At 63.9% G+C, this 15,093-nt stretch carries 14 protein-coding genes; 4 read left to right on the top strand and 10 right to left on the bottom strand.

Annotation, left to right across the window (positions count from 1 at the left end; translation table 11 throughout):
• Positions 1 to 5 precede the first annotated feature (5 nt).
• Positions 6 to 1,076 carry an ABC transporter ATP-binding protein gene (locus tag QQK18_RS24545; protein WP_284343031.1) on the top strand — a complete coding sequence of 357 codons (1,071 nt, stop codon included), beginning with the start codon at positions 6 to 8 and terminating at the stop codon, positions 1,074 to 1,076.
• Positions 1,077 to 1,221: 145 nt separating this feature from the next.
• On the opposite strand, the gene QQK18_RS24540 is transcribed toward QQK18_RS24545, so the two are convergent.
• Positions 1,222 to 1,668, bottom strand: a complete 447-nt coding sequence (locus QQK18_RS24540; protein ID WP_284343030.1) for a VOC family protein — start codon at positions 1,666 to 1,668, stop codon at positions 1,222 to 1,224.
• A gap of 212 nt (positions 1,669 to 1,880) precedes the next feature.
• On the bottom strand, positions 1,881 to 2,369 hold the full coding sequence (locus QQK18_RS24535; RefSeq protein ID WP_284343029.1) for a RidA family protein: 489 nt from the start codon (positions 2,367 to 2,369) through the stop codon (positions 1,881 to 1,883).
• Between the two features lie 192 nt (positions 2,370 to 2,561).
• Here QQK18_RS24535 and QQK18_RS24530 point away from each other — a divergent pair, with 192 nt between their 5' ends.
• Positions 2,562 to 3,260, top strand: a complete 699-nt coding sequence (locus QQK18_RS24530; protein ID WP_284343028.1) for a TetR/AcrR family transcriptional regulator — start codon at positions 2,562 to 2,564, stop codon at positions 3,258 to 3,260.
• A 29-nt stretch (positions 3,261 to 3,289) separates the two neighbouring features.
• Here QQK18_RS24530 and QQK18_RS24525 read toward each other — a convergent pair whose 3' ends face one another.
• The 3 genes from QQK18_RS24525 to QQK18_RS24515 form a co-directional block, all read right to left on the bottom strand.
• Positions 3,290 to 4,171, bottom strand: coding sequence for an alpha/beta fold hydrolase (locus tag QQK18_RS24525; RefSeq protein WP_284343027.1), 882 nt, complete (start codon positions 4,169 to 4,171; stop codon positions 3,290 to 3,292).
• 6 nt (positions 4,172 to 4,177) lie between these two features.
• Positions 4,178 to 4,588: a helix-turn-helix domain-containing protein gene (locus QQK18_RS24520; RefSeq protein WP_284343026.1), complete on the bottom strand. Its 411-nt coding sequence runs from the start codon at positions 4,586 to 4,588 to the stop codon at positions 4,178 to 4,180.
• Between the two features lie 94 nt (positions 4,589 to 4,682).
• Complete coding sequence (locus QQK18_RS24515; RefSeq protein WP_284343025.1) at positions 4,683 to 6,017, bottom strand: endonuclease Q family protein; 1,335 nt, start codon at positions 6,015 to 6,017, stop codon at positions 4,683 to 4,685.
• 139 nt (positions 6,018 to 6,156) lie between these two features.
• Here QQK18_RS24515 and QQK18_RS24510 point away from each other — a divergent pair, with 139 nt between their 5' ends.
• Positions 6,157 to 7,059 (top strand): DUF72 domain-containing protein, encoded by a 903-nt coding sequence (locus tag QQK18_RS24510; protein WP_284343024.1) that lies wholly within the window; start codon positions 6,157 to 6,159, stop codon positions 7,057 to 7,059.
• Here the strand turns inward: QQK18_RS24510 and QQK18_RS24505 are convergent.
• Together QQK18_RS24505 and QQK18_RS24500 are read right to left on the bottom strand one after the other, a co-directional pair.
• A complete protein-coding gene (locus QQK18_RS24505) occupies positions 7,048 to 8,019 on the bottom strand; it encodes a quinone oxidoreductase family protein (protein ID WP_284343023.1) in 972 nt (323 codons plus the stop codon). The genes QQK18_RS24510 and QQK18_RS24505 overlap by 12 nt on opposite strands.
• Positions 8,016 to 8,918, bottom strand: a complete 903-nt coding sequence (locus QQK18_RS24500) for a TerC family protein (protein WP_348523254.1) — start codon at positions 8,916 to 8,918, stop codon at positions 8,016 to 8,018. Before QQK18_RS24500 ends, QQK18_RS24505 begins: the two co-directional genes overlap by 4 nt.
• A 204-nt stretch (positions 8,919 to 9,122) precedes the next feature.
• On the opposite strand from QQK18_RS24500, the gene QQK18_RS24495 reads away from it, so the two are divergent.
• A complete protein-coding gene (locus QQK18_RS24495) occupies positions 9,123 to 10,286 on the top strand; it encodes an FAD-dependent monooxygenase (RefSeq protein WP_284343022.1) in 1,164 nt (387 codons plus the stop codon).
• 63 nt (positions 10,287 to 10,349) lie between these two features.
• Here the strand turns inward: QQK18_RS24495 and QQK18_RS24490 are convergent, their stop codons facing one another.
• From QQK18_RS24490 to QQK18_RS24480, 3 genes are all read right to left on the bottom strand, one after another.
• Positions 10,350 to 11,120, bottom strand: coding sequence for an invasion associated locus B family protein (locus QQK18_RS24490; RefSeq protein ID WP_284343021.1), 771 nt, complete (start codon positions 11,118 to 11,120; stop codon positions 10,350 to 10,352).
• A gap of 176 nt (positions 11,121 to 11,296) precedes the next feature.
• Entirely contained in the window at positions 11,297 to 14,794 is a 3,498-nt protein-coding gene (mfd, locus tag QQK18_RS24485; protein ID WP_284343020.1) for a transcription-repair coupling factor, read from the bottom strand.
• Positions 14,791 to 15,081, bottom strand: a complete 291-nt coding sequence (locus QQK18_RS24480; protein WP_284343019.1) for an FAD assembly factor SdhE — start codon at positions 15,079 to 15,081, stop codon at positions 14,791 to 14,793. Before QQK18_RS24480 ends, mfd begins: the two co-directional genes overlap by 4 nt.
• Positions 15,082 to 15,093 lie beyond the last annotated feature (12 nt).

The raw sequence follows: 15,093 nt of genomic DNA, 5'->3' as shown, positions 1-15,093 counted from the left end.
AACAGATGGCAAAGGTGAGCATCAGGCAGATCGAGAAATCCTTCGGCGCGCTCAAGGTGATCGAAGGGGTGTCGATCGACATCGAGGACGGCCAGTTCGTGGTTCTCGTCGGCCCGTCGGGCTGCGGGAAGTCGACGCTCCTGCGTATGATCGCCGGGCTCGAGGAGGTCTCGGCCGGCGACGTGGTCATCGACGACAAGGTGATCAACGACCTGCATCCCAAGGACAGGGACATCGCCATGGTGTTCCAGAACTATGCGCTCTATCCGCACATGAACGTGCGCGAGAACATGGGCTTTTCCTTGAGGCTCAACGGCGTCCACACATCCGAGCGCAACGCCAAGATAGAGCAGGCGGCGGGCGTCCTCAATCTCGAGGCGCTGTTGGAGCGGTATCCGCGTGAATTGTCGGGCGGCCAGCGCCAGCGCGTCGCCATGGGCCGGGCGATCGTGCGCGATCCGAAGGTCTTTCTGTTCGACGAGCCGCTCTCGAACCTCGACGCCAAGCTGCGGGTCGCCATGCGCGCCGAGATCAAGGCGCTGCACCGGCGGCTGAAGACAACGACGGTCTATGTGACGCACGATCAGATCGAGGCCATGACCATGGCCGACGTGATCGTCGTCATGAACGCCGGCCGCGTCGAGCAGATCGGGCGTCCGCTCGAGCTCTACGACCGCCCGGACAATCTTTTCGTTGCCGGCTTCATCGGCTCGCCAGCCATGAACTTCCTCGACGGCACACTGCGGCCGGGCGGGCGCGAGGTCTTTGCGACCGCCCAAGGCATCGAGCTGCCCCTGCCCCCGAATGCCGCCGCGGGCCGCGATCTGAAGGCGATCTATGGCGTGCGTCCCGAGCACCTCCACATCGTGACCGAGGGCGGCGCGGGCATGACCGCCGAGGTAGTAGAGCCGACGGGTTCGGAGGTACATATCCTCGGCCGGCTGGGCGATCAGCCATTTGTCGGGCTCTTTCGCGAGCGGGTGCTGCCCGAACCGGGCACCGACATCCGGTTCGAGCCCGAACTCGACAATATCCACGTCTTCGACGCGCAAACCGGCCGGCGCCTCGCCGCCTGAGGACTCGGCAGCTGGTGCGGGACTGGAGGAACAGCTACAGCGATGTGGATTGATGATCCCACATGCAGCTGGACGGCGGACCAGACGCAGTAAACCGCGCGGCTCGACGCGCAGGCGCGTGATATTCGGCTGCATGCTCGCAGGATCAGCCCTGCGACGGCTTCCAGTCAGCCGATGGAATGACGTTGATCATCCACGGGACGCCGAACCTGTCGACCAGGGAGCCGAAGCCGGGCGACCAGGGGGTCTCTTCGAATGGCATGACAGCCCTGCCGCCTTCGGACAGTTGATTGAACCACCGTTGGGCTTCGGCTTTGTCCTCGGTGTGCAGCGTGACGTCGAAGCCGTTCTTTGGTTTGTCGATGTTGGGTGCCCATCCGACATCCATGTCGGCGCCCATGAGCGCCTGATCGCCGACCTCGAGCCAGCAGTGCATCAGCCAGCTCTTGTACTTCTCGTCGGTGATCGGCATGCCGGGAGGCCCATCGCCATAGGGCACGGCGGCGGTGATCTTTCCGCCCAGGACGCTGGCGTAGAACTCGAATGCCTCGCGGCACTGGCCCTGGAAGCTCAGGCTGGTCACGATCTTCATGGTCGTCTCCCTTTGAATGGTGCTTCGACGCGCCCGCCCCCTGCCCACCTTTTACTCGCCCCCATTTCGAAGGACTAGGGTGACGGCGAGCGTCCGCATAGAGACGCAAAGGGAATGCGCGACCCTTGCGGAGCCGGCATTCCCCCATTTGACAGTCGACCCACGATGTTGAACGACCATGCATCGGTCACGAGGGTGCGACCGGGGCACCGCTAGTCCAAAATGACGACGGCTTCGACCTCGAACAGCATGGGGTCGATTGCAAGCTTGGGAACGGGAACCAGAGTCTGCGCCGGCAGAGTCTCGCCGAACATCTCCGTGACGTTCCTGGTCAGCACCTCGAGCTTCCCCATATCGTGATCGACCACGAAGACCGTAAGCTTGGCGACCTGATCCGGCCTGGCGCCGAGCGCATCGAGGGCGGCTCGCAGATTTGCGTAGGCCTGCTTAACCTGGACAGCGAAATCGGGCGACAAGGCTCCCGTTCTGTCCTGCCCGCCTTGTCCGGAGATGTAGGCCACCCGGCCTTCGCGTGGCACGATCACCGCTGTGCTGTAGCCATTCGGCGTCGGGTTATTAAGGGTCTGTGGGTTGACGATCGTCAGCTTGAGTTCCTTGTCATTGGCTGTCGTCGCAGTGGGAACTGCCATGGTCATGGTGATTAGCCCTCCGATAAGTAGATGCTTGATTGCGCGTGACATGAATTTCTCTTGGCTCTGAGGCGCGCGAGGACCCTCGCCGCCGTCAGGATTGAACTTTCACCCATCGCTCGTATGATTGACTCGTACGGCGTACGACTAGATCGCATCGTACACTGTACGAGTCAATCGCTCGGGATCGACATTCATCGTGTTGCCGGCCTAGATCAGCGTTCGGACCAGCAAGGAAGACAGATGGCAGCCAAACCTAGCAGCGCCCGAGGCAAACAGTCTCCACGCAGAGGTGCATCAGTTCAGCCCCTGCAGGAGCCGCGCGGTGAACCGCCTCTCTCCCTGGAACGTATCGTGGCGACCGCGGTGGAACTGCTGGACGCCCAGGGTGTCGACGGGCTGTCGATGCGCCGGCTGGCCGACCGCCTCGGCTCGGGCGCAATGAGCCTCTACTGGCACGTCGACAGCAAGGAGGCGGTCTTCGATCTGGCGCTCGACTCGGTGCTCGAATACCGCGGACCGCCGCGAGCTCCTGCGCCTCAAGACTGGCGCGGAGAAGTCGTTCACATGCTAGAGGACTGGCGCGCCAGCATGCTGCGCCATCCATGGTCGGCATCGCTGTTGCCGCGCCGGGCACTGGGCCCGAACATCCTCAGCCGCCTGGAACTGCTCAGCAACGCCTTGTCCAGAGCCGGCGTAGCGCAAGCTGATCTCAACGTCGCGATATGGTCGCTGTGGAACTATGTGATGGGCGCCACCATCACCCGAGGCAGCTTCGAGCTCTCGGACAACGACAGGGTCGCCGCGCAGCAGCGCCTTGCAGATCTCGGCGAACGCTATCCGACAATCGAACGCTCCCACCTGCTGCTGGATGACAACTGGGATGGCACCTTCCGGAAAGGCCTCGACTTCCTGCTCGAAGGCCTCGCTCCGAAACAGTGAACGTGCCTGCGACCTCCGACATTAGCGCCCTACATCGCCTGGCCCGATCGACGCGCCATCTCTGCCGGATCGAGCAGGAATTGCAGGACCGCCTCGGTTTGACCCGGAATGAAATGAGGGGCCTCAGGCAGGTGCCGCATCGTCAGGTCTGGAACGTTCTGCTCCAGCCGCCGCTTCGTTTCCGGCGCGTCAATGAAGACGTCCTTCCCACCAAGGATCGCCAGAACCGGCATGTTCAGCCTTTGCAGAGCTTCATCGCCGATCTGTGGAAGCTTTGCCGTGCGGGGCTTGAAGTGAGTGAAGATGGTTGCTGTCAACTCGAGAAGCGAGCTTTCGGCCGGTGACAGTGACGTGGCTGGCCGCCCGCCGATACGCTCGAGCATCTTACGCCGCCCCCAGGGACCAAGCAGCAGCAAGGGGATCGCCCACAGCAGGATGTTCCTGTTCCGGCCAATGCCTCCGGGACTGAAGAGAACCAGCTTGTCCACGCACTCCGGCCGCCGCGTCGCATAGTCGAGCGCAAGCCATCCGCCGAACGACATGCCGGCAAGAGCCGCAGAAGACAGCGACAACTCCCGCATCACATCGTCCAGCCATTGCTGGTGTGCATCCGACTCGTATGGCGGTCGAGACTCCGCACTCAATCCGGCATCGCCAATGATGTCGATGCAGAAGACACGGAAGTGTCGGCTCCATAGCGGCACGTCGATGATCCAGCTTGCCGAGTTTGCCGCAGTCCCATGCAGCAACACCAGTGCCGGCGCGTCCTCGCGGCCGCACGCAATCGCAAAAGTCTCGCCGTAACGCGTGGGCAGGCGAAGCTGGCGGTTCTCCACCGGCCACTGACGCAGAAGGGACTCATAGCGGTCGTGGATGTCGCGCCGGCCCTCAGAACTCTTGAAAACGGACACCATCGCTCACGCCTCCAGGCATGCGTTGACGAGCGTGAGGAGCGCAGCCACGTCAGACGGCGTTCCGACCGCAACGACTTTGACCGCGCGTCGAACAGGGTCATGAGCAACATCGATCGAGATCGCTGATCCGGGCTGCTCGTTGCCTGCCCCTGCGCCGAGCGTGGTCGACGTGATCCGCCGAAGAAGGTCCCCATCCACATCGGGGACATCGACGATGGCAGTAACGCGCGCGAGAGGCTCGCCTCGCGCTGAACCGACTCCCGCAAACGCGTCTAGGTCGGAACGCAGGATACGATATTGCTTGCCGATCTTTGTCGCCCGCAGACGGCCCTCACGGATGAAGCGCAGCACCGTCTTGTTGTGCAGTTTCAACTGTTCGGCTGCCGCCTCGACAGTGCAAAGCTCTTCTGTCATCTATTGTTCCCTATCGGGTCCTAAAATGCCTTATCATAGGGAACAAAAGGGAGTCAATATACCGCATGAACCATGACGGCACGGCAAGCTGAAGCTAGCGGACCTGTACCCTCGGTCGCCGCGAACGCCGTTGTAGGGGCACGTCGAACAGCAGGTCACCCGGCGACCGCCGATCAAGTTCGCCCTCCGCGAACAGGCGGATCTCACCATACTCGCCATCATAGCCGGGCTGCCGGATCACCGCCTCGGCGCGAAGCCGCGCGATCGCCTCGGCGAGCAGCGGCGCGGCCTGCGCGATATCCTCGACCGGCACCTCGCCGAGCATCGAGAGTTCGGGCCCGAGGATGGAGGTGGCGCGGTCATAGGCCGCAGCGACCGCCTTGGATGTCACGCCGTTGCCGATGAGTTCGGAGAGAATTTCCGGCCGCGGCACGAAGCTTGTGGCCTCACGCGCTGTCGGCGGCGGCACGATTCCAGCTTCCCCACGATCCGCCAGCGTCTCGACGCGATGCGCCACACCGACCGTGACGCCCTTGCCGCAAACCGGGCAGCGCCCGCCGAGCGCCAGCGTTTCCTTTGGATCGAGCCGTACGCCGCAGGCACGATGCCCGTCCATGTGGTACTTGCCTTCCTCCGGAAAGAACTCGACGGTTCCCCCATACCCTTCGCCGGTCTCGAGCGCCCGGCGGATGGCGAAGTAGTCGGGTGCGCAGGAAAAGCGCGTCGCTTCGCGGCCCAGCTTGCCGGGCGAATGCGCATCCGAGTTCGAGACCAGCCGGAACCTGTCCAGGAAAGAGACGCGCCAGTTCATCGCCGGATCGGAGGAGAGCCCCGTTTCCACGGCAAAGACGTGCGAAGCGAGGTCGCCATAACATTCCTCGATGGAATAATCGAAGCCGGACCGGGAGCCGAGAGCGCCGAACCACGGTGTCCATATGTGGGCCGGCACCAGATAGCTACCTGGCCCGGACTCCAGCGTCACCTCCAGGAGATCGCGGGAATCGAGGCCCAGGATCGGCCGCCCGCCCGAGGCGATATTGCCGATCCGGGCAAGCCGCATCGCCAGCCGATCCGCCGAAGCGACGTCCGGGGCGTAGATAAGGTGATGGATCTTCCGGGTCTTGTCGCCCTTCTTGTAGATGGTCGAAATCTCGGTCGAGAGCATGAACCGCACGGGCGTTCGGCAGGCAGGCGGCAGAGTTCTTTCGATCTCGGCTTCGATCTCCGGCCTTAAACGGAAAAGTCCGCTCCCATCGGGAACGAGCTTTGCGCGTATTTCGGCGAGCCAGCCGGGATGCACGCAATCGCCGGTGCCGACAACGGCTATCCCCTTGCGCGCCGCCCATCGGGCAAGGTTCTCGAGATCGAGGTCTCGACTTGTCGCACGGGAGTATTTCGAATGGATATGCAGGTCCGCGTAGAAGGTCATGGCACGCGTATAGTGAGCTGAGGCGACGGTTTGAAGAGGCGAAAGCGGCAGCAGACAGGACGCTGTTCAACTGTCTGATCCGGAACGATGCTCGGACCGCTTCGTTGGACACAAGCGCAACACCTCCTACACCTCGAGAATGGCCAGATCAGGAACCATCCGCATCGGCATTTCCGGCTGGACCTATGCGCCCTGGCGCGGCGTCTTCTATCCCGAAGGCCTTCCCCAGAAGAAGGAGCTCGCCTACGCAGCCGAGAAGTTCCGGGCGATCGAGATCAACGGCACGTTCTACGGCTTGCAGCGCCCCAAAAGCTTCGCGCGCTGGCGGGACGACACCCCCGATGACTTCGTCTTCGCCATCAAAGGGTCGCGTTACATCACGCACATGCTCAAGCTGCGGAACGTCGAAACGCCGCTCGCCAACCTGATGGCGTCGGGCCTTTTGCGTCTGGGGCCGAAGCTAGCCCCGATCCTCTGGCAATTCCCGCCCCAGTTGAAGTTCGACTCCGACCTTTTCGGCACGTTCTTCGAAATGCTGCCGCATGATACCCGCCAAGCCGAGACGCTGGCGCGGCGCCACGACGACAGATTGAACAATCGCAGCTGGCTCAGGAGCGACGCCGATCAACCTGTGCGCCACGCCGTGGAGATCCGCCACGACAGCTTCCGCGATCCTGCCTTCATCAAGCTCCTGCGCAAGCATCGCGTCGGCCTGGTCTGCGCCGATACCGTCGATTGGCCGCGTCTCATGGACCTGACCGCTGACTTCGTCTACTGCCGCCTGCACGGCTCCAAACAGCTCTATGTCAGCGGCTATGACGACAAGGCCCTCGACAGCTGGGCGGACCGGGTGCGCGCCTGGGCGAAAGGCCAGGAACCCAAGGACGCCGAGCGGGTCATGCCCCCGACCAAGCCTCGCAAGAGCGGCCGCGACGTGTTCGTGTTCTTCGACAACGACGTCAAGGTCAGGGCGCCCGTCGATGCGGCTGGTCTCGCCGAACGCGTCGGGGCCTCTCCTCCAACGGCGAGATCAGGGCACTAGCACCACCGAGCCTGTCGTCTCTCGGGCTTCGAGCGCCCGGTGCGCCTCACCGGCTTCCTCGAGCCGGTAAGTGTGGTTGACCGAGATGTTGACCGCGCCGGATCTGACCGCATCAAACAAGGCGTTGGCCCCCTCGAGCAGTTCTTTACGCCCGGGGAAGTAATGGGCGCTGGTCGGCCGCGTCACGTAGAGCGATCCCTTGCGGGCAAGGATACCGAGGTCCGGTACTGAAACGACGCCCGAGGCGTTGCCGAAGCTCACCATCAGGCCACGCGGGCGCAGGCAGTCGAGCGACTTCTCGAACGTCGCCTTGCCCACGCCATCATAGACGACGTCGACACCCCGCCCCTCGGTGAATTCTCGCACGCGCTCGGCAAAGTCCTCTTCGCGGTAATTGATGACGGCATCGCATCCATTGGCGAGCGCCAGCTCTTCCTTGTCCTTGGAGCCGACGGTGCCGATCACCCGCGCCCCCAGCGACTTGGCCCACTGGCAAGCGATCAGGCCGACCCCGCCCGCAGCGGCATGAAAAAGCAGAGTTTCGCTTGAAGCGAGCGGCCAGGTCTTGAACAGGAGGTAATAGGCGGTCATGCCTTTGAGCATCATCGCCGCCACCTGCCGGTCGTCCAGCCCGTCGGGTACGGGAATGGCGCGGTCGGCCGACAATAGCCGCTCGCGCGAATAGGCACCGATCACGCTCTGATACGCCACGCGGTCGCCGATGGCCAACTCTTCGACACCTTCGCCCATCTCGACCACGGTACCGACGCCTTCATTGCCGGGCACAAACGGCGTTTTGATCGGATAGAGGCCGGAGCGCTGATAGGTATCGATGAAGTTGACGCCGATGGCGGTCTGCAGAATGCGCACCTGCCCCGGACCCGGCGAACCGACACGCCAGTCCTCGCTTCGCAGAGCCTCCGGTCCGCCCGTTTGGTGAACGACAATCGCGTCGGTCATGACTTCGGCTTCCTGGGTGCCGATTTCGGGCCGGACTGGGCGCGCTTCGCAGGGCTGGACTTGCTGCGGGGCTTGCGCTGCTGTCCGCCGGCCGCCGCCGAGCCCGCACTAGCCTCCACCGAACCTGTGGTGCCGGTAAACGGTGTCACCGTCACCTTCGCGGCATGGCCACCTCCCGCTCGTGCAAGCCGACGCTGCTTGGCGATGATGTTGATGGCCTCGACCAGGACCGAAAAGGCCATCGCCGAGTAGATATAGCCTTTCGGTATATGGAAGCCGAGGCCGTCAGCCACCAGCGACACACCGATGAGCAGCAGGAATGCCAAGGCCAGCATCTTTGTCGTCGGATGGTCGGCAACGAACCGCGCGATCGGTCCTGAGGCAACGAACATAACGCCGACTGCCACCAGCACGGCCGCGACCATCACGGCCACCTGGTCCGCCGGCACCATGCCGACGGCAGTGATGATCGAGTCGATGGAAAAGACCATGTCGATGATGACGACCTGCACGATAATTGCCTGCAGCGAAGCCTGCGCCGCCTTTGCAAGGCCAACTTCATGCGGCTCTTCGATCGCCGCGTGCATCTCGTGCGTAGCCTTGTAGATGAGGAAGATGCCACCGCCCAAAAGGATGATGTCCTTCCACGAGAGGTCAAGGCCGTAGGCCGAAACCACCGGCTCCTGAAGCTGAACGATGATGGTGATCAGGAACAGCAGGATGATGCGGAAGACCAGGGCAAGGCCGATGCCGAGCTTGCGGGCGAAATCTGCCTGCTCCCGCGGTAGCCGGGACACCAGCACCGAAATGAAGACGATGTTGTCAATTCCCAGAACGATCTCCATCACGGTCAGCGTGACGAAGGCGACCCAGACGTTCGGATCCAGCAGCAGTTCCATCATTTCTCCGACCTTTGGCGAATTACGGGTTAGCATTTACCCTTTGGCGCACGGCAAGGAAAGCCGAGCGCGTGTAATCATTGCAGCGAATTCCACTGTTGCGACACATGGCATGCGCGGCTGGTCGATGGCCGCCGGCGGTGCTAACACTTGCACCGACATCGTGTCCGGCGGGTTGATGTAAGACAGGAGGCTGCACCTGCGATGAGCGCATTCGATGCAGATGTCATTGTCGTGGGAGGTGGCCTTGCGGGACTGGCTGCGGCTATCGCCGTGGCGCAGGCCGGGCTCGAAACCCTTCATGTCGCTCCTGCCGCTCCGCCCGACCGCCGCACGTCGGCACTGATGATGCCGAGTGTCGACTATCTGCGCTCGGCCGGCCTCATCGACGATCCGGCCGAACTCGGTCATCCCCTGACGCAAATCCGCATCATCGACGCTACATCGCGGCTGGTGCGCGCGCCCGAGACGCTGTTCGACGCGCGCGAGGCGGGCCTGACCGCCTTCGGCTGGAATTTTGCCAACACCAAGCTCGCCGAGGCATTTTCGACCGCGCGGACGAACCTTGCAAATCTCTCGGCAAGACAGGCCTCGCTCGCTGCCCTCGATATCGGCGAGGGCGCCATGCTGACCCTCGACGACGGAACCCGGCTGCACTCGCCTCTTCTCGTCGGCGCCGACGGGAAGAAATCACTGATTCGCGCCGCCGCCGGCTTCCGGGCAAGCGAGAACGGCTTCACCCAGGCCGCACTGGTCTGCGACCTCGACCTCAGCCGTCCGTTGGATGGGACGTCCGTTGAGTTCCACTATCCGCGAGGCCCGTTCACGTTGGTTCCTGCGGGCGGTAGCCGCGCCAATCTCGTCTGGATCGATGACCGCGATGCGCTCAAGCATGCGCAGACACTGTCGCCGGAGGCCCTGGCTCGGCTCTTTGAGGAAAAATCGCAGCACCTCTTCGGCCGCATCGGCCTGGCGACACCGACCCACACGTTCGCGCTGAGCACCATTGCCGTCGATCCGGCCGGAAAGGACGGTGTCGTCCTCGTTGGTGAGGCGGCGCATGCATTTCCGCCGATCGGCGCTCAGGGGCTCAACCTTGGCCTGCGCGACGTTGCTGATCTTGCCGCTGCGCTCAGGGCTGCCGATCGCAGCGGAGCCGGCTGGGCGCGGACCGTCAGCAACGACTATGCCCGGCGCCGCGCCGCCGATCTCAAGCGCACCGGCGGCATGGTCGACGCCCTCTTCCGCTCGCTGATTTCGGAACTGCTGCCTGCACAGTTGCTACGCGCCGGCGGTCTCTGGGGCATGAAGGCGCTTCCGGGGCTGCGCAAGCGCGCATTCGCCCTCGGGATGGGCGCAGGGTCCTGATCCCGCAACAAAAAGGGCGCCCGGGGGCGCCCTTGGGTTCATCTGTTGCTTGGCGAGCGCGCCTTACTGAGCCGTGCCTTCTGCTGCCGGCGCGGTTTCGGTCTGCGCACCGCCTTCGGCCGGCGGCTGTCCCTCGCTGGTCAGCTCTCGGCGCAGTTCCTCGGCGCGGTCCTGCAGGACCTGCTCGAGCGCCGACTCGCCGGTGCTTTCCTGGCGGAACTCGTCGAACGTCAGCGCCGTCTCCCCGTCGTAGGTGGCGGTGAAGCCCGAGAGGTTGATCTCGACCGTCAGGTCCTGGTTCTGGCGATTCTTCGCCGTCAGCTTGAGGACGTTGCCGCGCTTGAGCGAATTGACATAGGCCTCGTTGATGACGAGCTGGGTCGCGCACGAGGTCGGATCACACAGCATGTAGGGCACGCGGATCGGCTTGGCCCCGTCGATCTGCCAGGTCAGGCCGAACGGCAACAGCACCCCGAGCGGGACAGCGGCAACGGCAAGCAGCCGGCTTTCCTGGCCCGGGTCGTCGCGCAGCAGGAAGGAGCCGAGGAACTGCCCTTGCGCCAGAACCACCTGGCGCATGATGCAGGCCCGCTGACCATCGGGCAGCGGATCGCACACCTTCAGCCAGTTCTGTGAGGGCAGACCGCCCGGACCGGGCTGGGCGGCAGCCGCGTCGGCAGGAGCATCCTGTGCACCCTCGGCGGGCGGGTCCTCGGCAGGTGTTTCAGTGGGTGTTTCGGCGGGCGTTTCAGTCTCCTGGGCAAACGCCGACATCGGAGACAGCAGCAGCGCAACGGCCGTGAATCCGGCGATGAAGGGGTTCCTGAGGCTCATTGATTTTCCTTGGTTTCCTGGGCGATGGCGATGTGCGGCACATCGCAACCCGTTCTGGGTGACCATCAAGTGCTCAATTCGGGCAATAACATGACCGGCGAGACTTGCAACAGCTTTATGAGGTGCACCGTGCACCTCGCTCGCATAAACCTTAACATTGCCGCGCTCACAGAGCTTTAAGCCTGGTTTTCGGGGCTCTCGGCGAGCTTGGCCAAACGCGAGAGAATCGCGGCCGCTCCCTTGAGTCGGGATTCAGGCGTCGGCCAATTGCGTGCGAACACAAGTTTCTGATCGGGCTTGATGCGCACCTGGTTTGCAGGGTCGGCGACCATTGCGACGAGCGCCGCCGGATTGGGAAACTCGCTGTTGCGAAGCGTAATGACCGCGCCCTTGGGGCCCGCGTCCACCTTCTCGACATTGGCTGCCCGGCAAAGCGCCTTGACCAGGATCACCTTCAGGAGCGCCTCGACTTCCTCGGGCAAAGGACCGAACCGGTCGATGAGCTCGGCGCCTGTCGCATCGATCTCGCGCGCATCCTTGAGATCGCCCAACTGCCGGTAGAGCTGCATGCGCAGCGTCAGGTCCGGCACGTAGTGCTCGGGGATCATGACCGGCATGCCGAGCGAGATTTGCGGGCTCCACTCGTTCTCGTCGACATATTCCTCCTCGCCGGTCCTGAGGCTGGCCACCGCCTCCTCGAGCATGGCCTGGTAGAGCTCGTAGCCGACCTCGCGGATATGGCCCGATTGTTCCTCGCCCAGAAGGTTGCCAGCGCCGCGGATATCAAGGTCGTGGCTGGCAAGCTGGAACCCGGCGCCCAGGCTTTCGAGCGACTGCAGCACGCTGAGCCGCCGCTCGGCGGTATCTGTGAGCTTGCGGTCCGGCGGTACGGTAAAGAGCGCGTAGGCGCGCTGCTTGGCCCGTCCGATGCGACCGCGGATCTGGTACAGCTGCGCGAGACCGAAATTGTCGGCGCGATGAACGATCAGCGTATTGGCATTGGGGATGTCGAGGCCGGATTCGACAATGGTCGTGGCCACCAGCACATCGAACTTGCCGTCATAGAAGGCATTCATGATGTCGTCGAGTGCCCCCGCCGCCATCTGCCCGTTGGCGACGACGAACGACACCTCCGGCACCTGGCTGCGCAGGAATTCGGCGATATCGGGCTGATCTTTGATGCGTGGAACGACATAGAATGCCTGGCCTCCGCGATACTTCTCGCGCAGCAGCGCCTCGCGCACCGATAGGGGGTCGAACGGCGAAATGAAGGTGCGGATCGCCAGCCGGTCGACCGGAGGCGTTGCCAGCAGCGACAGGTCCCTCACACCCGTGAGCGCGAGCTGCAGCGTTCGCGGAATGGGCGTTGCCGTCAGCGTCAGCACATGGACATTGGCCTTGAGTTCCTTGAGGCGCTCCTTATGGGCGACGCCGAAATGCTGCTCCTCGTCGATGATGAGGAGCCCCAGGTCCTTGAACTTTATCGATTTGGCGAGCAGTGCATGCGTGCCCACCACGATGTCGACTTGCCCCTCCGCAAGCCCCTCCCTGGTGGCCTTCATCTCGGCGGCACTGACCAGTCTCGAAGCGTGCCGCACGCGCACCGGCAAACCGGCGAAACGATCGGTGAAGGTCTTGAAGTGCTGGCGCGCCAGAAGGGTCGTCGGCACGACGACGGCGACCTGCTTGCCGGCCAGCGACATGCCGAACGCCGCGCGCAGCGCCACTTCGGTCTTGCCGAAGCCGACGTCGCCGCACACCAGCCGGTCCATGACCTTGCCCGAGGTCAAATCGTCGAACACCGCCTCGATGGCGGTCAACTGGTCCTCGGTCTCCTCGAAGGGGAAGCGGGCCGCGAATTCTTCGTAGGCGCCGGGCTGGATGTCGACGGGGTCGGCCTTGATCAGCTGACGGGCGGCCGCGATCTTGATGAGCTGCTCGGCCATCTCGCGGATGCGCTTCTTGAGCCGTCCCTTCTTCGCCTGCCAGGCAACGCCGCCGAGCTTATCGAGCTGAACCGAGAGGTCCTCCGAGCCGTAGCGTGAGAGCAGCTCGATGTTTTCCACCGGGAGGTAGAGCTTGGTGTCGCCGGCATATTCGATCTCGACGCATTCGTGCGGCGCCCCGCCCGCCTCGATGACCCTGAGGCCGACGAACCGGCCGATACCGTGATCGACGTGAACAACGAGGTCGCCGGCGGCAAGGCTTGCCGCCTCGGTCAACGCATCGCTCGCGCGCTTCTTGCGCTGCGGGCGCAGGATCCGCTCACCCAGGATATCCTGCTCGGAAAGCACCAGCAGGTCATCGGTCTCGAAGCCGGTCTCGAGCCCCAGCACCACCAGCGAGGTCGTCGCCGGGCTGGTCGTTTCCGCGTCGCGCCAGTTCTCCGCAAGCCGCGGGTTGGTCAACCCGTGGTCCCTGAGGACCTGGGTCATGCGGTCGCGCGTGCCCTCGCTCCAACAGGCGATGATGGCGCGCCGCCCTGCCCTGCGCTCGGCCAGGAGCCGCTCGACGACGGCCGAGAACAGGTTGACGTCCGCAGCCTGCCGCTCGGCAGCAAAACTCGGTGCGATACGCCCGCCCGCATCGTCCTGGGCCCTGGCGTCGGGCGCCATGAATGGCGAAAGCTGGGTCACGCTCGCGCCGGCAAGCCCGTAAGGGTGCTCCTCGACGGCGTAGAGCAGGCCGGGCTCTATCGGTTTGTAGGGTGCGCCTCCGCCTGCGACCTGCGGCTGCTGGCGGGCGTGTTCGCGGGCCTCGTAGTAGTCGAGGATCTGCTGGCGCCGCTCGGCATAGGCTTCCACCGCCTGGTCATCGAAAACAAACGGCGCATCACCTGCGTAATTGGCGAGCCGGTCCACCGCTTCATAAAAGAATGGGAGCCAGTGTTCGGTGCCCGAATAGCGCGAGCCGGCGCTGATGGCGCCGTAGAGCGGATCGTCGGCCGTGTTGCCGCCGAAGGCGCGCGTGTAGTTCTGCCGGAAACGGCGAATCGTCTCCTCGTTGAGCAGCACCTCGCTCATCGGGGCGAGATCGATGCGCTTCAAATTGCCGGTGGTGCGTTGGCTGTCGGGGTCGAAAGTGCGGATGGTCTCGAGCTGTGACCCGAAGAAATCGAAGCGCAGTGGCGCCTCGGCGCTCGCCGGGAAGAGGTCGACGAGGCCTCCTCGTACTGCATATTCGCCAGCCTCGCGCACCGTCGGCACACGCAGATACCCATTATTGGCTGCCCATGCGACGAGTTTGTCGCTGTCGACGACCCGGCCTGCCGCGGCCGAAAAGCTCATGCCGGCAACCACGTCGCGCGGCGGCAGGTACTGGATGAGCGCATTGACCGCCGTCAGCACCACCGCGCCCTTCGTCGATCCGCTCGTCAACGCTGCCAGGGCGCTCATACGCGCGGCGATGGTGACGTTGTTGGGCGAGACGCGGTCGTAGGGGAGGCAGTCCCACGCCGGCAGCGTCAGGATGGTATGGCCGGGCAGCATCTGCCCCAGCACCTCGGCCACACGCTGCAGTCGTCGCCCGTCGCGTGCAACGAAGACGATGCTGGCAACGTCATCGGGGGCGGCCTTCAGCCGGTCCTCGACCAGCCGCGCCAGCACCATCGGCTGCATGCCCTCCGGGACGTTGGATATCGTGCGGCGGGGAGTGTGGATGAGCTGCTCGTTCATTGGCCTACCCGCTTCTGATGGTCGGCAATGACGAATGCCAGAAGCTCGGCATCCACGTGGGAAGGTACCGGCTCCTGGCCCATCACCCACTTGAGCAGGTCCGTGTCCGGCTCATCCATCAATGCCTCCAGCCGGTCCAGCGCAGGCGAATCGTAACTCTCGACATGTGCGTCGGCAAATGGACCCAGCACCAGGTCCATTTCTCGCGTTCCGCGATGCCAGGCGCGATAGCGCAGCCGCTTGCGGCGCATAGCAATGTGTTCACCGGCCGTTTCTGGAACTGCCATGACGAAGAGAGC

The sequence above is a fragment of the Devosia nitrariae genome (assembly GCF_030160115.1).
GTDB lineage: Bacteria > Pseudomonadota > Alphaproteobacteria > Rhizobiales > Devosiaceae > Devosia > Devosia nitrariae.
This window is presented reverse-complemented; position numbering and strand designations above follow the sequence as displayed.